Here is a 21,825-nt window from a genome sequence, read left to right as displayed (position 1 = left end):
CGCGCGCAGCGCCACGTCCTGCGTGCCGCCCAACTGCGGGGAGGCCAGGGTCTTGCCCTTCAGGTCCGCCGCCGTCTTGATTTCCGGCTTCACCACCAGCTGCGCGCCGCCGGAGGCCGCCCCCGCGATGACCCTGATGGACTCACCCTTGCTCTTGACGAACGAGTTGATGGCCGGGTTCGGGCCGATGTACGTGGCATCGATCGCACCGGCATTCAGCGCCTCGATCGCGGCCGGGCCGGCGTTGAACACCTGCGTGGTCAGCTTGGTGCCGCCCAGCTCCTTCGCGATGAAACCCTGTCTCACTCCGACCAGCGCCGGGGCGTGGGTGATGTTCCCGAAGTAACCCAGCTTCAGCTCGGTGGCGGGTCTGGTGACGGCGGCCGCATTGGCGGCATCTGGGGCTGCGCTGTTGGCGGCCGTGGTGGCGACAGCGATGCCCGCGCCCAGGACCGCAAGGATGCCGGCGGCGATGCCGATTTTCAGCCCGTTGGGGCGTTTCCCGCCGCTGGGCTGGCCCGCGGCAATCCGGGTGGAGCCCGGGAACTCGTTCGAAGAAGCCATGATGTTTCCTTTTGGATGATGGAGCGGAGGGGATGGTGCTGAGCGTTGGATTGAGATTACGGAGGACCCTCGCGCGGCCACAATGGCAGTTGACGCAGGCGTTCACCCGGCGTCGCAATGGTTCATCCTGGCGGTCTTACAGCTTCACCGGGCGTCGCGGAACGTTAAAAATCATGGATCAAAGACCGTCCTGGGCGGACTTCAGGGTTTCCAGGACGGCGGGCAAAAGGTGCTGCTGCCGGCCCCAGACCGGGTCGAGCAGTTCGACGTACCAGGAGTCCGCAAGCAGGAGGGCGAGAGTTTCGTTGCTCTCACGCGCCCAGTCCTGGATTTGCTCCGACTCGACCGGGTTTTCGCTGCTGCCCAAAACGGTGACCACTTCGCCGCCGTGCAGGGTGACCGGAACGGATGCCTGGCTGACTTCGCCCGGGGCGTGGGCGATGGCAATGAGTTCCGTCTCGGCTGACAGCCGCAGCAGGAGGGCCGCCGACTCCGCGGAGCAGAATCCGGTAACGTACTCGCGCTGGGCATGGCCGGCATCGGGGCCGAGGCCGGGTTGGGACTCCTTCGTGAACAGTCCGGTGCGGTTGAGCTCAGCCAGCTGGCCGGCGATGGGCAGGGTCTCGTCGTCGAAGCGCGGTGCGAGGGTTCCGGGCTGGTATTCGCTGGTGCCCTCAAGCCACCGCGCGGTCAGTTCGCCGGCGGCGGCCAAGGTGCCCGCTTGCCGCCACACTTCGCGGTCTGCCAGGAGCCTGCCGTAGCTGTCGCGTTCGGTCGTGAATTGATCGCTCATACTCGATGCTAGGCGCGGCCCGGTGCTGGCGGGGAGGTTGAATGACGCCTTCGAACGGAGTATGAATCGCGGTTACGCCCCGTACTGAACCCGGCAGGCTTGCCCAAGGTTAGCCCGAAACTACCTTCAGCGCGGAGTTCCACTGGAACTCCGGCAGCTGGTCGTTGGCCGAGAGCAGTATGTGGAGGAATCCGGCCTGCTCCAACTGCCGGGCCCGGCGCTGGGGTCCGACGACGATCGGCCGGAGGCCGCCTGCCGAGGCGAACTCCGCCACGGCCCGCACAGCGTCCTCGTCATCGCCCGCGATGAGGACATCGAGCTGCTGGCCGACCACGTCACCGGCGGCCAGCGTTCCGGCGAAGGTGGTGTTGAAGGCCTTCACCACCCTGGCCCCGGTGGACTTCTGGAGCTCTTCGGCCGCGGAGCTGCCGTCGGGGACGCTGAGGCCTTCGTAGGTGGAGGTGTCGACCGGGTTGGTGATGTCTACATATACCTTGCCGTCCAGTGCGCTGCCGTACTTGGCGACGACGTCCTTGGCGGGATCGTAGTACACGGCGGGAATCACGATGTCGCCGCTGAGCTCGTCGCCCACCACGCCGGTGGTCACCTGCCCTCCAAGCTCGGCTGCGAGGGCTTCCGCCCTTGCCCTGTCCCCGTGCGCCAGCAACTGGACGGTCTTGCCGCCTGCGAGTGCGCGGATTGCTAGTCCGCGGGCCATGTTGCCTGTTCCGATGATGGTGATGTCAGTCATTGTGTTCTTCCTTCCAAGGGGGTCAGGAAATCCATCTAGGTGGGCGACGTTACTTCAATCTCCAACAAAATCAATAGGCCCCGGCAGTGCCTGCCGCAGTTCATTGACCTTGTCCGCAGCGCGCAGGGCACGGCCCTCGGCGTTGACCGGGGCGCCGCGCTCGGAAAACTCCGTGACGGCCGCTGGCTAGCACTGGCCACCGGTGCTCAAGGCCGGATCAACGGGTGGTTGGGCGGCTGGTCACGGCGGAGCTAACACCTGCTACGGCAGCCGGCCCGGCCGGAGCACGTTCGGAATGCCTGCCTGTTCCGGCTCAAGCAGTACCGGGCTGACCAGCACGGCAGGCCCGCGGTGCAGCACGCCGTCGGAAAGCGCCCGGCAGCGCATCCCGCCGCGCCCGCGCATGGCGGCATGCGCCCCCGCCGCGAGCATCCGGTCCATCCACGCGCAGGGGTGGGCGGGCCGCCCGCCTTTGAACCGCACCACATCGCCCCGGGATTCCAGCGCGAAATCCTGGCCCAGGAGCGGGGCAAGGTGTGCGCCCCTGAGGATCACGTTCCGGCGGGTCAGGAGCGGGTCGAAGGGCCCGGCATCCAGCTCCGCAGCCATCGCCTCGAGGGCCTCGACGGCGAACAGCGTGACCGCGGCGTCCATGTGCGCCGCTTTGCCGAAGAACCGGTCGCCGACGATGCCCTTGCCCGCCACCACCTCAACCCGGTCGGCATTCGCCGTCGGCACGTCAGCGGCACCGTCGCATGCGCGGCCGAAGTAGGCGTGGGCAGGTGAGACGAGTAGGTGCAGGACGTCCACGTCGTACCGGTAGGTTGGCGTCATGCAATAACGCTATACCCCGGCCGGGACCCCGGTCAGGCCGGCCTCGCGAGCAGGGAGCTGGCTTCCTGGCGGGTGGATCCGGAGGATTCGATGTGGGCGAGTTCGGCGGGGATGTCCCAGCCCTTCTTGCGCATGGCGGTGGCCCAGAGCCGGCCGGCGCGGTAGGAGGAGCGGACCAGGGGTCCGGACATGACGCCGAGGAAGCCGATCTCCTCGGCTTCGTGCTGCAGGTCCACGAATTCCTGCGGCTTGACCCAGCGGTCCACCGGGAGGTGGCGTTCGGAGGGGCGCAGGTACTGGGTGATRGTGATCAGGTCGCAGCCGGCCTCGTGGAGGTCGCGAAGGGCCTCGGAGATTTCCTCGCGGGTTTCGCCCATGCCCAGGATCAGGTTGGACTTGGTGACCATGCCCAGGTTCCGGCCCTGGGTGATGACGTCCAGGGAGCGGTCGTAGCGGAACGCGGGGCGGATGCGCTTGAAGATSCGGGGCACGGTTTCGACGTTGTGCGCGAAGACTTCGGGTTTGGAGTCGCAGATCGCGGCGATGTGTTCGGGTTTGCCGGAGAAGTCCGGGATCAGGAGTTCGACGCCGGTGCCCGGGTTCAGTTCGTGGATCTTGCGGACCGTTTCGGCGTAGAGCCACACGCCTTCGTCTTCGAGGTCGTCCCGGGCCACGCCGGTGACGGTGGCGTAGCGCAGGGCCATGGCCTGAACGGAGCGGGCCTTCCTTCTTGACCAGGTTCTTGAGCTGGACGAATTCCGGGCCCATCTGGACCTTGGCCTTGATCCAGTCCGGTTTGCGTTCCACCGGGGTGGCCGCATTGCGCTGCTCGATCCGCAGCATTTTCCGGCCATCTGGTGCCAGTGTCACAGGAGAGCTCCTTCGGGGGTTGCAACTAGGGCGTCTTCATTGTTGCGCAGTTCCTCGGTGATCCGCGAAACGAGATCGGCCGGGGCCACATCACGGCCCGTTTCCTGCGCGATGGTGGTCATACCGGCGTCGGTGATTCCGCAGGCGATGATCTGGCCGTAGGGTGCGAGGTCGTTGTTGCAGTTGATGGCGAAGCCGTGCATGGTCACCCCCTGGCTGACCCTGATGCCGATGGCAGCGATCTTGCGGGCGGGACCGTTCGCGTCCTCCTCGATCCAGACACCTGGACGCCCCTTGATCCGGACGGCCGTGATGCCATAATCCGCGAGCACCGCAATGATCACGGCCTCCAGGCGCTCCACGTAGTCGCGGATGCCGGCCTTGTTCTTCAGCTTGATAATCGGGTATCCCACGAGCTGGCCCGGGCCGTGCCAGGTGAGCTTGCCGCCGCGGTCCACGGGAACGACGGGGGTGCCGTCGAAGGGCCGCTCGTGATCCTCTGTCAGCTTTCCGGCCGTGTAGACGGCGGCATGTTCGAGGAGGAGTACCGTGCTGGGGGCCTTGCCGGCCAGGACATTTTCATGGATTTCGCGCTGGATGTCCCAGGCGTGGCTGTAATCGACGAAATCCGGGGCAAGACCGAGCTTTGTGAACTCAAGAGTCATGCGTTCCAGCTTAGACCTCAGCCGGCGTCCTGCCGGATACTGTGCCCAAGCTCTCATGACTGCCCGGTCACATTCGGCCCTAGCCATACGCGGGCGGCGTGCCCTCAGCCTGCCTGTGGATAACTTCTGCACGAATTTCCCGATTCCGGTACTCCTTAAGGCATGGACAACCACAGCCTGGAAAGCCGCAGCCTGGAATCGCTCAGCCCGGAAAGCCGCACCGGGGAAATGCACGGTGGTTCGGGGCAGGCGCCTGCCGTGGCGGGCTACTCCGTGTCCCGGCGGCTGGGCCGTGGCGGCAGTGCCGACGTGTGGCTCGTGTCGCAGGACTCCACCGGCACAAAGCTGGCCCTGAAGTGCTTCGGCCGGCCGCCCGGCAGCGGTGAATCAGGCAGTGGTGAGCCAGGCGCTGCGGACTCGCGCCCGGAGGTGGCGCGGGAAGAGGATGTCCGCCGCGAACTTCTGGTCATGTCCGTCCTGGACCACGAACACCTGGTTAAGGCTTACGGCGTGGTCCGGACGGATGAAGCCGATGAGGGCAGGTTCGGGCTCCTCATGGACTATGCCGCCGGGGGTTCGCTTCAGCAGCTGGTCACGGCGAGGGGAACCCTGAGCGTCGGCGAGACAGTCACCGTCCTGACACCGATAGCCCAGGTCCTGGGCTACCTGCACGGCAAGGGCTTCACGCACTCGGACGTCGCGCCAGGGAACGTACTCTTCACCGCGCACGGAAAGCCGCTGCTGGCTGATCTCGGAGTCGCCCGAATGGTGGGGGATCCTTTTGGTGTTCCCGAGCTGCGCACTGACGGCTTTGCGGATCCGGCCCCGGTGGACGCGGTCCGGGCCGGGCTGCAGCCGGAACGTGATGTCTATGCTGCCGCGGCGCTGGGGTGGTATTGCCTCACCGGACAGCCCCCTCCGCCATCCGCGGCCAGGCCGCCGCTCTCCCTGCTTGTTCCGGACGTGCCGGCCGAGCTCGCAGCGGCGCTGGAGGCGGGGCTCAGCGATGACCGCCGGCAACGCCCGGCGGCAGCGGAGCTTGCCACGGCTGTGTACCGCAGCGCGGCCGCGGCGCCCTTGGACCTGTCCCGCTCGGTGCATGACACTGTCCTGCCCGACTTGCTGACGCGCAGGCCGGTTCCGCCGTCCGGCGGGCGGCTGAAGAAGCGGCTGCTCGCCTGGGGCAGGCGGCTGAAGACCACCGGGTGGGTCAGGGCCCTGGTCCGGCCGTCACCCCGTGAGGCAACGGCGGCCCCGGTTTCTTCGCTGCCGCGCACGGCTGCCGGGCATAGTAGGGTCGCCGGTCACACGGTCTGCCGGCACACGGCGTCCAGGCGCGTGGCCGGCAGGCACTCCGCGGCCCCACAGCACTTCGCGGCCACAAGCCGCGTGGCCAGGCACGCAGCAACTGCCGCCGCCCCGCCGTCCCGGCCCCGGAGGGTCGCCGCAGCTGACACCTGCCGCAGCCGCCCTCTGGCAGCGGCGGGCGGCGTCCTCGCAGCAGCCGTTCTTGCGGGCGTCGTGCTTTCAGGACGGCCCGGGGCGATGCACGAAAACCCAGCGGCGCAGGAAACCCCAGCGAGGCACGAAGTCCCAGCCGCGCCGAAAAGCCCACCCGGTGCCTCGCCAGGCCCGGCAGTGCAGGAGGCCAACCTTCCGGAGGATGTCCGACGGCGGCTCGCGGCGAAAGATCCTGTCGACGCTGTCCTTGGGCTGGCGCAGCTACGCTCGCTGGCGTTGCGGGAGGGCAGGCTGGACCTGCTCGACGACGTCAATGCACCCAACACCCCGGCCCATGCTGCAGACCGGCGGATCCGAGCAGGGCTGGAGAAATCCGGGGCAGTCCTGGCCGGTTTCACCACGAGCGTTTCGGGCGTTCGCCTCCTGCCTGAAAGCACACCTACGCGTGCAGTGGTGGCGGCGACAACGTGGGCCACGGGTTACGAGGAACGTGAGGCTGGTGGCGGCGTTGTCGCCACCGGTGCGCCGCAGCAGGAAGTCAGGCTGCGGCTGGTCCTTGTCCCGGTGGAGGGGCGCTGGCTCATCGCGGACATCCTGCCGGCGGACTGAACACCTATTAATCGGCGGACCGAACAGCCATCACCTGTCCCCGGCGACCCACCCCGCGGCAAGCGCCACGGAGGGGTGCTGCCAGGTGAAACCGCTGTCCCTGAGCAGCGTCGGTTCGATCCGCTGGCTCCCGAGCAGAAGTTCGTCGGCCAGCTTGCCCATGATGAGCCGCAGCGCCGGTGCCGGGACGCGCAGCAGGGCAGGGCGGTGAAGCGCCTTCGCCAGCCCGGCCACCAAGGTGTTGACGTCGGCTACTTCCGGTGCCGCAACGTTTACGGGACCTGAGTTCGCGGCGGTGAGGAGGAATCCGAACGCGGACGTGAGGTCGGGGAGCGTGATCCAGGGCCAGTACTGCCGGCCGTTGCCCAGCGGACCGCCAATGCCCGCCCGCAGCAGCGGCAGCAGGCGGCCCATGGCCCCGCCTGACCGGCTCAGGACTACGGCTGTCCGCGGGGTGACAACACGGACTCCGGCAGGGGCCTCGTGCGCAGCTGCTTCCCACTCGACGCAGATGCGCGCCATAATGCCCTTCCCGGCGGGGGAGCCTTCCGTCAGCTTGGTCTGCCCGGCGTCGCCGTAGTAGTTCACGCCGGACTGGCTGATGAAGGTCCGGGGCGGGGAGTCGAGGTGGCGCATCGCCGAGGCGAGCGTCCGGGTGGGGTCGAGGCGGGAGCGGAACAGCTCGTCGATGCGGTGGTGCGTCCATGGTCTGGCACCGATGTTCGCGCCGGAGAGGTTGATGACGGCGTCGGCGCCCTCAAGGGAGGCCGGAGCCAGGGTTCCGGTTGAGGGATCCCACGGGATCTCGGACGGCGACGACGGCGGCCGCCTGACCAGCCGGACGACGTCGTGCCCGTCGGAGGAGAGGCGGGAGGAAAGGGCGGTTCCGATAAGCCCGGAGGCCCCGGCCATGACGATGCGCATGATCCATCTCACCATGCCCGGCACGGCAGGGCACCTCCCCGATGGCTCATGTCGCGTTGACTATGATCGAACGATGACCTCTTCGAGTTACCTCCGGTTTCCTCATGTTCACGGCGATCTGGTCACGTTTGTGGCCGAGGACGACGTCTGGATTGCCCCTCTGGGCGGCGGCCGCGCCTGGCGTGTATCCTCGCTCCAGCTGCCAGCCCGCAACCCGCGCTTTACGCCCGACGGCAAGCGGCTGGTCTGGACAGTAGTGCAGGGGACGGCCCCCGAGGTGGTCATCGCCGACGTCGACGGCGGGGGATACCGGCAGCTGACCTTCTTCGGCCACAGCACCACGCGGGTCAAGGGCTTCACCCCTTCAGGGGACATCGTGGTCACCAGCGCGTTCCGCCAGGCCGAGAGCCGCCACACGCACGCGTACCGGCTGTCGACCGACGGGGGCTGGGCCGAGGAGCTGCCGCTGGGACCGGTCGAGTCGGTGGCCTTCGGCCCCGAAATCGGTGACGAAAAGCCGGTGGTGGTAAGCAGCGTGCTCTCCCGCGAACCGGCCTGGTGGAAGCGCTACCGTGGCGGCACCGCCGGCAAGCTCTGGATCGATGCGGACGGAAATGGCGAGTTCGAGCGCCTCCTCCCCAACGTTGACGGTAACCTCGCCGACCCCATGTGGGTGGACGGGCGCATCGCCTTCCTCTCGGACCACGAGGGCTACGGCAACCTGTATTCGGTCCTGCCGGGCGGCGGGGACCTGCGGCGCCACACCGACCACGAGGACTTCTACGTCCGCCACGCGTCCACGGACGGCAAGCGCGTGATCTTCGAGTCGGCGGGTGAGCTGTGGATCCTGCATGACCTTGGCTCCGATGCTGTCCGGCTGGAGATAACGCTCGGTTCGGCGTCCCAGGGCCGCCGTCCCTCGCTTCTCAAAGTCTCCAAGCACCTCGGTGACGTCCGGCCGGACACCGCAGGGGCAGCCAGTGCGGTGGAGGCCCATGGAACAATCCACTGGCTGCAGCACAAGGACGGACCGTCCCGCGTCGTCGAGGCAACGGCCGGCGTCCGCGCCCGCCTGCCGCGGCCCCTTCCGGACGGCCGCATCGCCTACGTGGCAGACCACGACGGCGACGAGGCCCTGTTCATCAGGGAAATCGCCCCGCAGGTCCCGGCACACGATGCCGCTGCCCAGGCAGCCGCAAAGGCCTCGGCAGCAGCCAACACCAAGGCCGCCCCGGACATAGCACCCGCCGGCGGCCAACAGGAAGCCGCGTCTCCGGTTGTGCCCCTGCCCAGTCCCGTTTCCGCCGCCGGCGTAGCGGGGCCCCGCGCCACGCACCCGGTGGCAGACGACGCCGCGGCCAACCTCGCTCCCGCGGAGGCAGCCACCGAAACGGCGGCCGGCCAGGCAACCGGCACTGCGGCCGCCGAAGCAGGTCCGCTCCGGATCCCATTCCCCAGGCCCTCACGCGCCAGCGCCATCGAGGCCAGTCCCGACGGCCGCTGGATCGCCATCGGAACCGCCTTTGGCGACCTCTACATCGCTGACGCCCACGACGGCGGGCTGACGGCGGTGACCAGCATCGGTGAGGGCAGCATTGAGGACCTTGCCTGGTCGCCTGACTCCGCGTGGCTCGCCTGGTCTGAACCCGTGACGTCCTTCGGGTCGCGCAGCCGCCTGCGGCTGGTCCGGGCCAACGCACTGGAAACGAACGCCCGGGAACCTGGCACGGGGGAAACCAGCACCCAGGCCGCCAGGGCCGGGGAGCCCAGCGACGGGGCGGGCAACATCGTGGAGGTGACGGACGGGCGCTTCCGGGACGAATCGCCGTCGTTCTCCCCGGACGGAAAGTTCCTGGCCTTCCTGTCCAACCGGAGTTTCGATCCGGTCTACGACGGCCACTCCTTCGACCTGTCCTTCCCCAGCCCCATCAAGCCGTACCTCGTGGCACTGGCCGCGGACACGGCCTCGCCGTTCGGTCCCAGCGTGGCCCTGGCAGACGATGCCGGCGAGCCGGGAAGCACAGCAGTCAAGTCCGATGCAGCCGCCGAAGGCAAAACGTCACCGGCCGCCGTCAGGGTGGACGCCGAAGGTCTGACCCACCGGGTCATCAGCGTCCCGGTGCCGCAGGGCAACTACTCGGCGCTGACCGCCGCCGACGGTGCACTGCTCTGGCTCGACAGTGCCCTTGCCGGTGTCACCGGAGAGGGCAGGGCCAGTCTGGAGGACAAGAACGCCGCCCCGAGCCTGGTCCGCTTCGACCTGGCCAGGCGCAAGAGCACCACCCTCGTGGATGCCCTGAATAGCTACCGCCTGTCCGGCGACGGCGGGAAGGTGGTTCTGGTCCACGACAAGCAGATCCGGGTGGTGCCCTCCGATGCCAAGGCCGATGAGGAGTCCGGCCAGCTGGTCAAGGTGGACCTCACTCGCGTCCGGGTCCTGATGGACCCGCTGAGCGTCTGGGGCCAGGCGTTCGACGAGGCGTGGCGGCTGCAGCGCGACTTCTTCTGGACGGAGGACATGGCCGGCCAGGACTGGGATTCCATCCACACCCGCTACCGTCCCCTCGTGGACCGGCTCGGGTCACATGACGACCTGGTGGACCTGCTGTGGGAGCTGCACGGCGAGCTTGGCACGTCGCATGCCTACGTGCGTCCTGCGGCGGCCACCGAAAACGGCAGCAACGGCCAGGGCCGGCTGGGCGCGGACCTCGCGTTCACCGGCGAGGGCTGGGAGATCGAGCGCATCCTGGCCGGCGAATCGTCGGACCCGCTGGCCGCGTCGCCGCTGACGCGGCCGGGCGCCGACGCCAAGGCCGGGGACGTCCTCCTGGCGATCGACGGCGTGCGCCTCACGGAGTCACTGACCCCGGCCATGCAGCTGGTGGGCGCGGCCGGGCGCGCGGTGGAGCTGACCATCCGCAACGGTGCCGGCCACGGCCCGGCAGCGGGAGCCCAGCGCCGCATTGCCGTCGTCCCGATCAAGGATGAGGAACGGCTCCGCTACCAGGATTGGGTGAACGCCAACCGCCGGACTGTGCGCGAGGCGTCGGACGGCAAGTTCGGCTACCTGCACATCCCCGACATGCTCGCCAATGGCTGGGCGCAGCTCCACCGTGACCTGGACACCGAGACGGCGCTTGACGGCCTGATCGTGGATGTGCGCCGCAACCGCGGCGGGCACACCTCCCAGCTTGTGGCCGAACTGATTGGGCGGAAGGTGACGGGCTGGAGCATGCCCCGCGGCGAAAAGCCGCGGACCTATCCGCACCACGCGCCGCGCGGTCCCGTCATTATCCTGGCCGATGAGTTTGCCGGGTCCGACGGTGACATCATCACCCAGGTGTCCAAGCTTCGCGGCATCGGACCGGTGATCGGCACCCGCACCTGGGGCGGCGTCGTCGGGATCGACAACCGCTTCACGCTGGCCGACGGAACAGGTGTCACGCAGCCCCGCTACGCCACGTGGTTCGGTGGAGGCGTGGGCTGGAGCGTCGAAAACCACGGTGTGGCTCCGGACATTGAGGTGACGTTCCCGCCGCACGCCTATGCTGCCCGCCGGGACCCGCAGTTGGAATCCGGCATCACGGCGCTGAAGGAGATGGTGCAGGAGCTTCCCACGGACCGGCCGCCGGCCCGCGAGGGTTACCGCCGGCTGCGCCCGGAGCCGCTGCCGGCCCGCCGCGCCGGCGCGTAGCACTCCGGAAACGCGCGAAGGCCCTGTTCCCGACTGGATTTACCAAGGGGAACAGGGCCTTCGGTTTTAAGATCAGGAAGCCAGCGTGGCGTCCAGGGTGATCTCGATGCCGGTCAGGGCCTGGGATACCGGGCAGCCCTTCTTGGCGGATTCCGCGATGCGCTGGAAATCCTCCTCGGAGATGCCGGGGATGCGCGCGTTCAGGGTCAGGTGGCTGCCGGTGATGCCGGTACCGGGCTGGAATCCAACCTCTGCCTTGGTGTTGACCTCGTCCGGCGTGAAACCCGCCTGGCTCAGCTCGTGGCTGAACGCCATGGAGAAGCATGCGGAGTGTGCCGCGGCGATGAGTTCTTCGGGGCTGGTCTTGCCGCCTGCCGCTTCGGTGCGGGCCTTCCAAGTGACGTCGAACGTGCCGAGGCCCGAGCTGTCCAGCGTGGTGTTGCCTGAGCCGTCCGTCAGGCTGCCGTTCCATACAGTGTGCGCGGTGCGTGTTGTAGCCATGTCACTCCTCAACGTTGATTCGATCCGGGGGTCCGGCACCTGCCGGAGCCCCGCCGCTACCAATCCTATGGATTGGTTGCCTCCGGTGCACGGGTTGTCCGCTGTCAGAGGATTATGACCGTACTGCCCGATGCCCGAATCAGTTCCACAGAGTGGCGATGGCGATGTTGATCAGAGCCAGCCCGCCAACGCCGTGGGCGAGGCCGGTTGAAACGGGCTGCCCGTTCTTAACTTTGCGCGCCCCGATTACGGCCAGGACGGCAACAACGACGGCGATGACGAACTTGATGCCCAGCTTGGCGTAGTTCGGGTCGCCAAAATTGGTCGGATCCTGGCTGTGCAGAATCGGTAGCACACCCATCATGGCGATGCCCGTGAGCAGCTGCAGGAAGGCTCCGTCGCGCTGGCGGGGGTGGACCGTGGGCTGCTTCATTGTGGCGATCCAGTAACCCACAATCATGGCAGCGCCGACGATGTGCAGGAACAACAAGATGCTGAAGAGAATACTCATGGCTACAGCTTAGCCAGAATCTTCTACAAGCCGTAGCAAAGCCACGGGGCAAAAGCCGCGAAGGCGAACAAAATATACGGGGCAGGCCCCGGCGGTTTCCCACCGAGGCCTGCCCCGTCGTCGTAATTACTACCGGATCAGAGTCCCAGGTCTGCTTCGAACGCGCCTTCTTCGAGGCGGGTCTTCAGCGTCTGCAGGAAGCGTCCGGCGTCCGCACCGTCCACCAGGCGGTGGTCGTACGTGAGGGACAGGTACATCATGGAGCGGATGGCGATCGAGTCGTCACCGTTCTCGTCCTGGACCACCACGGGGCGCTTGACGATCGCACCGGTACCCAGGATGCCGACCTGCGGCTGGTTGATGATCGGGGTGTCGAACAGCGCACCGACGGAGCCGATGTTGGTGATGCTGAACGTGCCGCCGGACAGCTCGTCCGGGCCGATCTTGCCGTTGCGGGTGCGGTCTGCGACGTCGGCGATCTTGCCGGCGAGGCCGGCGAGGTTCAGGCTGCCGGCGTCGGAGATGACGGGAACCAGCAGGCCCTTGTCAGTGTCGACGGCGATCGCCAGGTGCTCGGCGTTGTGGTACGTGATTTCCTGCTTGTCCTCGTCGTACGCGGCGTTGAGCTTGGCGTGCTGCTTGAGGGCCTCGGCCACAGCCTTGGCGATGAAGGGCAGGAAGGTGAGCTTGACGCCGTTCTGGGCCTGGAACGAGTTCTTGGCCTTGAGGCGCAGCTTGGCCACCTTGGTCATGTCCACTTCGTGCACCTGGGTCAGCTGGGTGGAAACATCCAGCGACTCACGCATGCGGCGGGCGATGACCTGGCGGATCCGCGGAGCCTTCTGCACGGTGCCGCGCAGCGATGATGCTGCGGCTGCCGGAGCAGCGGAAGCGGGGGCTGCCTGTGCTGCGGCTGCCGGAGCGGCCTTGGACTCGGCAGCGGCCAGGACATCCTGCTTGCGGATGCGGCCGCCGACGCCCGTGCCGGAGACGGAAGCGATGTCCACGCCGTGCTGGTTGGCGAGCTTGCGGACCAGGGGAGTGACGTAGCCGGACTCGGCGCCTGCGGCCGGTGCGGCCTGGGCTGCGGGTGCGGCCTGCGGTGCGGGAGCAGCCTGGGGAGCGGGGGCCTCTTCCTTTGCGGGGGCTGCTGCCGGTGCGGGCTGTTCCGCAGCGGGGGCGGCCGGAGCCTCGGCGGGCTTCTCGGGAGCAGCAGCAGGTGCAGCGGCGCCGGAGCCGATGACGGCGAGGACGGAGCCAACCTCGGCGGTCTCGTCCTCGCTGACGCGGATTTCCTGCAGCGTGCCGGCCACGGGGGACGGGATCTCGGTGTCCACCTTGTCCGTGGAAACCTCAAGCAGCGGCTCGTCAACTTCCACGGAGTCGCCAACAGCCTTGAGCCAGCGGGTGACGGTGCCTTCCGTGACGCTCTCGCCAAGGGCCGGGAGGGTGACCTCGTGGCCTTCGCCGGACGCGGGTGCTGCCTGGGCGGCGGGGGCCGCTTCAGCCTGGGCTGCCGGGGCCTCTGCGGCGGGTGCCTCTTCGGCAGGTGCTGCAGCCGGTGCTTCTTCAGCCGGGGCAGCCGCGGGTGCTTCGGCGGCCGAGCCGCCGCCCGAGCCGTCACCGATGCGCACCAGCGGGGCGCCAACTTCAGCGGTCTCATCTTCGGCGACGAGGATTTCCTCGATGACGCCGGCGATAGGAGAGGGGATTTCAGTGTCTACTTTGTCGGTGGAAACCTCGAGCAGCGGTTCGTCCACCTCTACCCGGTCACCCACCTGCTTGAGCCAGCGGGTGACAGTTCCTTCGGTGACGCTCTCACCGAGGGCGGGCAAGTTAACGGATTCAGACATGTCGTCCCCGTTCTCCTTATTAATCTAAAGTGCGGATGATTGCTGCATTGTTCGAGCCTGGTGCACCCTGCAGTTCGAGCCGGGCGCACCAGGCCCTGTTGTTTTGCGGAACGAATTAGCCGTGGAGGGCTTTGCCGGCGAGGGCAAGGTTGGCCTCGCCCAGGGCCTCGTTCTGGGTGGGGTGGGCGTGCAGCAGCTGGGCCACATCCTCCGGGTAGGCTTCCCAGTTCACGATCAGCTGGGCTTCGCCGATCTGTTCGCCCATGCGGGAGCCGATCATGTGGACGCCCACCACCGGGCCGTCCTTCTGGCGGACCAGCTTCACGATGCCGCCGGTGCCGAGGATGGAGCTCTTGCCGTTGCCGGCCAGGTTGTACTCCTGGATCTCCACCTGGTCGTCGCCGAATTTCTCCTTGGCGCCCTTTTCGGTGTAACCGACCGTCGCGATTTCCGGCTCGGAGTAGGTGACCTTGGGGATGTTGACATCCTCCACGATGACAGGCTTCAGGCCGGCAATTTCCTCGGCCACGAAGATGCCCTGCTGGTAGCCGCGGTGCGCGAGCTGGACGCCGGGGACAATGTCGCCGACGGCGTAGACGTTGCCCACGCCGGTGTGCAGGCGTTCGTTGGTGATGACGAAGCCGCGGTCGATGGTGATGCCAGCCTCTTCGTACCCAAGGTTGGCGGTCACCGGTCCGCGGCCGACAGCCACGAGGAGCAGTTCGGCTTCGAAGGTCTTGCCGTCAACCAGGGTGACCTTGACGCCGTCGTTGTTCTGTTCGACGCCCTGGAAGAACACGCCGGTGGAGAACTTGATGCCGCGCTTCTTGAAGGCACGCTCAAAGTTCTTGACGATCGCTGCGTCTTCGTTCGGGACCAGCGACGGCAGGCCCTCAACGATGGTGACGTCGACGCCGAAGGACTTCCAGACCGAAGCGAACTCGACGCCGATCACGCCGCCGCCCAGGATGATTGCACTCTTGGGGATGTAGTCCATGGTGAGTGCTTCGTCGGACGTGATGACCTTGCCGCCGATTTCCAGGCCCGGCAGTGTACGGGAGTAGGAACCCGTGGCGAGAACGATGTTCTTGCCCTTGTAGGCCGTGCCGTTCACGACGACGGTGTCGGTGCCCTGCAGCTTGCCTTCACCTTCGATGACGGTGATGCCCTTGGACTTGATCAGGCCCTGCAGGCCCTTGAACTTGCCGGCGACGATGCCGTCTTTGTAGGCGTTGACAGCGGTGATGTCGATGCTGTCGAGGGTGACGTTCACGCCGTACTTGGCGGAGTCGCGGGCGTGGTCTGCCAGTTCGGCCGAGTGCAGCAGCGCCTTGGTGGGGATGCAGCCGTTGTGGAGGCAGGTACCGCCGAGCTTGCCCTTCTCCACGAGGCCAACGGTGAAGCCAAGCTGAACGGCCCGGAGAGCCGTGGCGTACCCGCCGCTGCCACCACCGAGTACCAGGATGTCGAATTCTTGCGCAGTTGCCTGATCGGCCACTTAGACGCTCCCTCGCGTGAACGATGACACGAGAGTACGCATCATCTGGTCTTGGAAATTGCTCTGCCGTGATTATGCCAGCAGGCCTTTTCCCTTTCATTTGTGACTACCGTGGTTCACCTTAGCGAACCACTTATCCATGCTCCACCTTGCCGGTCCTTTTGTGGAGCGCTTGTGTCCAGTGTCACGCGGCTGTGTGGCGAGCGGATCACGCTGGCCGCACAGCCGCGCGGCGCGCCGGCTCAGGCCAGGAGATCCTCGACGTAGGCCACCAGCGTGCGCACCGTGCAGCCGGTGCCCTGCTTTGGCGTGTAGCCGTAGGGCGCCCCGTTGTTGAAGGACGGCCCGGCGATGTCGATGTGTGCCCACGGGATGGTCTGGCCGCCCTTGTCCTTGCCCACGAACTCGCGCAGGAACACGGCCGCCGTCATCATGCCGCCGTGGCGCTCACCGATGTTGGCGAGGTCCGCCACCTGGGAATCGAGGCTGGGCCGCAGCTCTTCGGGCAGGGGCATGGGCCAGACGAGTTCGCCGGCCCGGTCAGCGGCAGCTTTCAGCGGACCGGTAACGCTGTCGGCGCCCATAATGCCGGCGGTCCGGTTACCGAGCGCGATCAGCTGCGCGCCGGTCAGGGTGGCAACGTCGATGATGGCGTCCGGGTATTCCTGGCTTGCCGCGACGATGCCGTCGGCCATGACCAGCCGGCCTTCGGCGTCGGTGTTAAGGACTTCCACCGTCTTGCCGCCGAACATGGTCAGCACGTCGGCTGGACGTGACGCAGCCCCCGAGGGCATGTTCTCGGCGATGCACAGCCAGGCGGTCGCCTTGACGGGCAGCCCCAGGCCCGCGATGGCCAGGACCGTATTAAGCACGACGGCGGCGCCCGCCATGTCGCTCTTCATGTCGCCCATGCCGAGGGCGGGCTTAATAGAGATGCCGCCGGTGTCGAAGGTGATGCCCTTGCCCACCAGGGCGATTTTCCGGGTGGCCTTGGCGGGGGAGTACTCCACCTTGACGAGGCGCGGCTGCCGGGCCGAGCCCTTGCCGACACCCATGATGCCGCCGAAGCCTTCCTTTTCAAGGCGCTTTTCGTCCCACACCGTAACCTTGACGGGCAGTCCCTTGGCCAGTTCCTTGGCGGCGTCGGCAAACGATTCGGGGTAGAGGTGGCTCGGGGGCTGGTTCACCAGCGAGCGGGTGGCGTTCACGGCCTTTCCCAGCAGGCGGGCACGCTCGAGTGCAGCATTCAGGTCCTTGTCGGCGGCCAGTTCAGTGAAGATAGCGACATCGGCCACTGGATCCTTGAGGCCGTCCTTGGACGAACGGAATTCAGTGAAGGAGTACGCTCCCAGGGCTGCGCCCTCGGCGATGGCAGCGACGTCGGCGACATCCGCCGTCGGGAATGCCAGCGTGACCGACGACAGCCCGGCGAGCTGGCGGACAGCGGAACCGGCGGCGCGGCGCAGCGCCTCGCCCGAGACCCTTCCGCCGGTGTTCACCTTGCCCATGCCGGCCAGCACCAGGATTCCCGAGCCCGTTTCCGGAAGCCCGGGAAGGCGGACCGCCTGGTCCGGTGCACCGGTGATGCCGAGGACCTTCAAGGAGTCGCTCAGGGCCTCAACGGATTTCGCGGTCAGGGGGTTGTCCAGCAGGAAGGGGCCGTCCGTGCCCTGCCCGACGCCGATGACCACTGCGTCACTTGCCGCCTTCTTCAGGTCCCTGGCAATGGCACTAAGGTTGATTTCAGTATTCTTGACCACGAGGATCGGTCCTCAATTCTCTGTGATTGTTTGGGCAGGGAGCGCAGGCAAGGCGCCCACTCGCGGGGCCGGCCGCCGTCCGTGTCAGGGCAGCGGCGCCGGCTTCCAAGGAAGCCAATTCCGATCGTAGTCTCTCGTTCCGCAACTGCGGGGAAGCGCCTGGCAACCGGGCAGGTTGAGAGCCGCGCCACATCGCCCCGAGGAATGACGCCGACTGCCCGGGCGTTATGAAGATTAACCCCGACCACGAAAGGAACTCGCCGTGTTTGAACGGATTTCCGGCTCGCTGCTGGACCCCGATGCGCTCTATGCCAAAAACATTGGGCTGTTCCATAACCCAGAGCTCCGCGGACTGAACCTGGTGATGGGATTTACCGGATTCGCCGACGCCGGCCACGTGGTCCGGCAGATCACCGCGGAGCTCCTCGACACGCTCGACTCCGAGCAGGTGGCCGTGTTCGACGCCGACCAGCTCATTGACTACCGGTCACGGCGCCCGCATGTGACCTTCGTCGAGGACCATCTGCAGGACTACCAGCCGCCAAGCCTGGCCCTCTATAGGCTGGTCGACGGCTTGGGCCGGCCCTTCCTGTTCCTTGCCGGCTTCGAACCGGACCTGCAGTGGGAACGCTTCGCCCGTGCGGTGGTGCAGATCGTCGAGGCGCTGGACGTCAACCTGGTGGCCTGGATCCACTCGATTCCGATGCCCGTGCCCCACACCCGCCCGGTGGGGGTGACCGTGCACGGAAACCGGCCGGAACTCATCGAAGGCATCTCCTCGTGGAAGCCGACCGTGGAAGTTCCTGCCGCCGTCGGCCATGTCCTGGAGCTGCGCCTGACCGACGCGGGCCGCAACGTTGCCGGGTACGTGATCCACGTGCCGCACTACCTCGCTGAGGCGGAATATCCCACGGCGGCGGTGGCCGGGCTGGAGTACCTGGGCGCTGCCACCTCGCTGATGCTGCCGACGGACCGGCTCCGCGAGTCCGGCCGTGAAGTTGGCAGGCAGATTGCCGAGCAGATCGAGGCCTCGGAGGAAGTCCAGCAGGTGGTGGCCCGGCTCGAGGCGCGGTATGACGAAAAGGCCGAGGGCACGGTGCGCCGGTCCCTGCTCGCCAATGAGAACCATGAACTGCCCGACGCCGATGCCCTGGGCGCCGCTGTGGAGGCTTACTTGGCGCGGGAGAACCCCGCCCCGTAAGCCCCGTCACTGGGCGGCATAAGGCTCGTCACTGAAAGGCCAAACAGGGCAAATAAAATAGTATTTTTGCCCCCGCTGAGGATAATAAAAGGGTGACTGCACCCCGCGCCTGGCTCATTTGGTCCATTGGCATCTTTTCGTACCTCGTGGCCGTGACGCAACGTACATCGTTCGGGGTGGTGGGCCTGGAGGCCACCGAGAGGTTCCACGCCAGCGCCTCGGCCATCTCCTTCTTTACTGTGCTGCAGCTGCTGGTGTACGCCGGACTTCAGATCCCCGTGGGCGTGCTGGTGGACCGGTTCGGTTCCCGGGCGATGATCGCCGGGGGTGCACTGCTCATGGGGCTGGGCCAGCTGCAGCTGGCCTTCGCGGACAGCGTCCCGGCCGGTGTGCTGGGCCGCGTGCTCGTCGGTGCCGGCGACGCCATGACGTTCATCTCCGTCATTCGGCTGATCCCGCTGTGGTTCGCGCCTGCCCGGGTTCCGCTGCTGACCCAGCTGACCGGCATGTCCGGACAGCTCGGCCAGCTGCTGAGCGTGGTGCCGTTCGCCTTCATTCTGCACAGCGCTGGCTGGACCCCGGCGTTCCTGGCGCTGGCAGGATTCTCCGGAATCGCCGTCGTGCTGGTGGTGGTGATGCTGAGGGATGTGCCGCCGGGTACGCCCCGGCAGGAGGCAGCCAAGGGGCTGCGCGCCACGGGCGTCTCGCTGTCGCGTGCGTGGAAGCAGCCGGGCACGCGGCTGGGCATGTGGAGTCACTTCACCATCCAGTTCAGCGGCACGGTGTTCGCGATGACCTGGGGCTACCCATTCCTGATTTCCGCGCAGGGGCTCAACGCCGGCACCGTCGCCTCGCTCATGTCCCTCTACGTGGCCGGTGCCATCGGGGCGGGGCCGCTGATCGGGCGTTTTGTGGCGCGGCACCCCTTGCGCCGCTCCACCATGGTCCTGCTCCTGGTCGCTGCCACCGCGGCGGCGTGGGCGGCGGTGCTGATGTATCCAGGCCGCTCACCGCTGTGGCTGCTTGCCATCCTGATCGTGGTGCTGGCCATCGGCGGGCCGGGGTCCATGATCGGCTTCGACTTCGCCCGCACATTCAACCCGGCGCACCGCATCGGTACCGCCACGGGCATCGTTAATGTTGGCGGCTTCTTTGCAGCGCTCATCGCCATCTATCTGATCGGCGCCGTTCTGGACATCCTCCATTCCACAGGCTTTTCCCACGGGGAGCTGTATGGCCTGGAGCCCTTCCGCATTGCACTCTGCGTACACTTCCTGCTCCTCGGCGTTGGCTCTGTCGCCATGCTGGTGGTCCGCCGCAAGGTCCGCCGGCAGATGGCGGCCCAGGGTGTGCTGGTCCCGCCGCTGCTGCAGGCCATGGCCCAGCAGCGCAGGGCACGGATTGCCCGCCGTAAGACTCCTTCCCGCGATTAGAGGCTCTGTGCCACAGGTGGCGGGGCTGTTGCCCGGCCGAGCCACTGCTCCTCAACAGGCGCCGTTATCCACTTAGCGCCAAAGTCCACATAGCTCAGTGTCCACATGCAAGAACTGCCTGTCGCGCCGGCGGTGACCTCCGTCGGAAGCTGTTTCCATGACAGCACCGGAGCATCTCACCATCAGCGGTCCCGAAGACATCCTTGGTTACATTCCACACAGCCTGGGCTATTGGCCGTCGCAGAGCCTCGTGGCCATGACCATGCAGGGCAAGCGCCTCGGAGCGACGCTCCGGGTCGACCTCCCGGAGGGCGGTGGCCGTCGCGGCCGGGAGGCATTCGCCCGCACGGTGGCGGAGTACCTGCTGGCGGACAAGGAAGCCGACGGCACGCTGCTGGTCTTCTTTAGTGACGGTGGCTGGTTTGGTGGCGACGGGGGGCTCAACGGCGACGGCAGGGAAGGTGCCGTGGAGGCCTCCCTGCGGCGGCTGCTCGCCGACCTTGAATGCGCGCTCGGGCTGGCCGGCATGCCGGTGCGTGATGCCTGGTATGTCGGCGAAGAGTACTGGCGCAACGTGTACTGCACTGACAGCAGTTGCTGCCCCCTGCCCGGGCGCCCCGTTTCCGAGATCCGGGACAGCCGGCTGAACGCGGAGATGGTGTACCTAGGCAGCAGCGTGGGCGCGCCTCCCGGGGTTCAGGCGCCCGGAATTGCTGAAAAGCCGTCGGCGGAGGACGCCGCTGTCACCGCAGCCGAGCGTGAGTGGAGCACCCTACTGACCGGCAAGGGGACCGTCCGGGCCCAGTTCGATGCTGTCCTCGACGCCTGGGCGGCTGCGCTCGAAGCGGCCTCGCTTGAAGCCGTTCCGCCTGAAACCGGTTCACCTGCAGCCGGTGCACCTGTAACCTGTCCGCCCGCAGCGGGCTCAGCTGCAGCCGTTCCGCTTCCAGTTGGCTCACACGGGGCCGGTCCGGCAGGTGGCCTCGGACCGGAACTCGCCGGGTTCCTGCGCGCGTCCCTACATGTTCCGGCCTGGCGTGACGCGGTGCTGGTCATGGCTGCTGCCGGGCGCGCCGCGGCAGCAGCTGGGGCGGAAGCCTTCGGGATTTTCTCGGCCGGGACCGGAATGCCCGTCTCCTGCCCGCCGCTGCCGGAACCACTGCCGTCTCCGAGCTCTCCTCACCATGAGCACGCCCCTCACAGTCCCGACCGCGAACCGGCCTCCAGCTGCTGCCCGGATGCCCTGCCGGGTTATGGCGAAGTCCTGTTGGGCCTGAGTCCACCGGTGCCGGACTGGGAGACCATGAAACGACTGGAGGGCCTGATGCTGACGCTGTCGTCGTGCGGCGGGGGTGAGGCGCAGGCTGCGGCGTTAACGGCGACTGGCTGGATCGAATGGTGCCGCGGGAGGGGCTCCTTCGCGCACGCGTCCCTGACCCGGGCCCTGGATGCCAGTCCGGGATACCGGCTGGCAGAGCTGCTGACCGAGGTGGTCCGGCGCGGGACAATCTGCGGATGGGCGGGGCGCCGCGAGGCCGCCTGGCAGAGATTCGGATCGGACGCCGCCTAGATACAGAGCCGGGCGAGGCCGACACGCCTCCGCCCCAGGGTGTATTACGGCCCGATCGGCCTCCGCCCCAGGGTGTATTACGGCCCGATCGGCCTCCGCCCCAGGGTGTATTACGGCCCGATCGGCCTCTGGCGTGGAAATCATGAGACAATGGAGCCCGAGACCCGGTTGGGTCCGTGAATCAATGCTTGCAGTGGACCCCCAAACGGGAACATTGCGGCCGCCCCGGCAGTTCTACTTAGTGGCTCTGTCGGTCGGTTGCATCTGATATCAATCACGGACTTGACAGGGTCATAGTGGTGTTGCCCGAAGGTGACTCCACAGACCGCCGCT

16 protein-coding genes and 1 pseudogene are annotated in these 21,825 nt (G+C 67.2%); 5 read left to right on the top strand and 12 right to left on the bottom strand.

Going from position 1 to position 21,825, the window contains the following annotated elements; translation table 11 throughout:
- The 6 genes and pseudogenes from AC1DFE_RS11510 to lipB all read right to left on the bottom strand — a co-directional run.
- On the bottom strand, positions 1–564 hold a 564-nt coding region (locus AC1DFE_RS11510), incomplete at its 3' end, for an ABC transporter substrate-binding protein (RefSeq protein WP_476906007.1).
- Between the two features lie 178 nt (positions 565–742).
- Positions 743–1,357: a DUF6919 domain-containing protein gene (locus tag AC1DFE_RS11505; RefSeq protein WP_476906006.1), complete on the bottom strand. Its 615-nt coding sequence runs from the start codon at positions 1,355–1,357 to the stop codon at positions 743–745.
- Between the two features lie 109 nt (positions 1,358–1,466).
- The gene (locus AC1DFE_RS11500; RefSeq protein WP_476906005.1) at positions 1,467–2,108 is read right to left on the bottom strand and encodes an NADPH-dependent F420 reductase; all 642 of its coding nucleotides are present in this window, start codon (positions 2,106–2,108) and stop codon (positions 1,467–1,469) included.
- Positions 2,109–2,369: 261 nt separating this feature from the next.
- Positions 2,370–2,942 carry an MOSC domain-containing protein gene (locus AC1DFE_RS11495; protein ID WP_476906004.1) on the bottom strand — a complete coding sequence of 191 codons (573 nt, stop codon included), beginning with the start codon at positions 2,940–2,942 and terminating at the stop codon, positions 2,370–2,372.
- Between the two features lie 32 nt (positions 2,943–2,974).
- A pseudogene (locus tag AC1DFE_RS11490) lies at positions 2,975–3,812 on the bottom strand (lipoyl synthase).
- On the bottom strand, positions 3,809–4,477 hold the full coding sequence (lipB, locus tag AC1DFE_RS11485; RefSeq protein ID WP_476906003.1) for a lipoyl(octanoyl) transferase LipB: 669 nt from the start codon (positions 4,475–4,477) through the stop codon (positions 3,809–3,811). The pseudogene AC1DFE_RS11490 and the gene lipB overlap by 4 nt, the downstream one beginning before the upstream one ends.
- A 162-nt stretch (positions 4,478–4,639) precedes the next feature.
- Between lipB and AC1DFE_RS11480 the strand changes: the two genes are divergently transcribed.
- Positions 4,640–6,547, top strand: coding sequence for a protein kinase domain-containing protein (locus AC1DFE_RS11480; RefSeq protein ID WP_476906002.1), 1,908 nt, complete (start codon positions 4,640–4,642; stop codon positions 6,545–6,547).
- A gap of 30 nt (positions 6,548–6,577) precedes the next feature.
- Here the strand turns inward: AC1DFE_RS11480 and AC1DFE_RS11475 are convergent, their stop codons facing one another.
- Positions 6,578–7,471 (bottom strand): TIGR01777 family oxidoreductase, encoded by an 894-nt coding sequence (locus AC1DFE_RS11475; protein WP_476906013.1) that lies wholly within the window; start codon positions 7,469–7,471, stop codon positions 6,578–6,580.
- Between the two features lie 73 nt (positions 7,472–7,544).
- On the opposite strand from AC1DFE_RS11475, the gene AC1DFE_RS11470 reads away from it, so the two are divergent.
- Entirely contained in the window at positions 7,545–11,165 is a 3,621-nt protein-coding gene (locus AC1DFE_RS11470; RefSeq protein ID WP_476906001.1) for a S41 family peptidase, read from the top strand.
- Between the two features lie 72 nt (positions 11,166–11,237).
- Here the strand turns inward: AC1DFE_RS11470 and AC1DFE_RS11465 are convergent, their stop codons facing one another.
- The 5 genes from AC1DFE_RS11465 to AC1DFE_RS11445 form a co-directional block, all read right to left on the bottom strand.
- Positions 11,238–11,666: an OsmC family protein gene (locus tag AC1DFE_RS11465; protein WP_476906000.1), complete on the bottom strand. Its 429-nt coding sequence runs from the start codon at positions 11,664–11,666 to the stop codon at positions 11,238–11,240.
- Positions 11,667–11,805: 139 nt separating this feature from the next.
- The gene (locus tag AC1DFE_RS11460; protein WP_476905999.1) at positions 11,806–12,177 is read right to left on the bottom strand and encodes a hypothetical protein; all 372 of its coding nucleotides are present in this window, start codon (positions 12,175–12,177) and stop codon (positions 11,806–11,808) included.
- A 137-nt stretch (positions 12,178–12,314) separates the two neighbouring features.
- Positions 12,315–14,030, bottom strand: a complete 1,716-nt coding sequence (gene sucB, locus AC1DFE_RS11455; protein WP_476905998.1) for a 2-oxoglutarate dehydrogenase, E2 component, dihydrolipoamide succinyltransferase — start codon at positions 14,028–14,030, stop codon at positions 12,315–12,317.
- Positions 14,031–14,145: 115 nt separating this feature from the next.
- Positions 14,146–15,528 (bottom strand): dihydrolipoyl dehydrogenase, encoded by a 1,383-nt coding sequence (gene lpdA / locus AC1DFE_RS11450; protein WP_476905997.1) that lies wholly within the window; start codon positions 15,526–15,528, stop codon positions 14,146–14,148.
- Positions 15,529–15,770: 242 nt separating this feature from the next.
- The gene (locus AC1DFE_RS11445; protein WP_476905996.1) at positions 15,771–17,288 is read right to left on the bottom strand and encodes a leucyl aminopeptidase; all 1,518 of its coding nucleotides are present in this window, start codon (positions 17,286–17,288) and stop codon (positions 15,771–15,773) included.
- A gap of 262 nt (positions 17,289–17,550) precedes the next feature.
- On the opposite strand from AC1DFE_RS11445, the gene AC1DFE_RS11440 reads away from it, so the two are divergent.
- From AC1DFE_RS11440 to AC1DFE_RS11430, 3 genes are all read left to right on the top strand, one after another.
- Positions 17,551–18,489, top strand: coding sequence for a proteasome assembly chaperone family protein (locus AC1DFE_RS11440; RefSeq protein ID WP_476905995.1), 939 nt, complete (start codon positions 17,551–17,553; stop codon positions 18,487–18,489).
- Positions 18,490–18,581: 92 nt separating this feature from the next.
- Positions 18,582–19,922 (top strand): MFS transporter, encoded by a 1,341-nt coding sequence (locus AC1DFE_RS11435; RefSeq protein ID WP_476905994.1) that lies wholly within the window; start codon positions 18,582–18,584, stop codon positions 19,920–19,922.
- A 157-nt stretch (positions 19,923–20,079) separates the two neighbouring features.
- Positions 20,080–21,492 (top strand): DUF4192 family protein, encoded by a 1,413-nt coding sequence (locus tag AC1DFE_RS11430; RefSeq protein ID WP_476905993.1) that lies wholly within the window; start codon positions 20,080–20,082, stop codon positions 21,490–21,492.
- Positions 21,493–21,825 lie beyond the last annotated feature (333 nt).

This window comes from Arthrobacter sp. 05T423 (assembly GCF_056396245.1).
The sequence above is the reverse complement of the archived record's forward strand: the minus strand, read 5'-3'. Positions and strand labels throughout refer to the sequence as shown.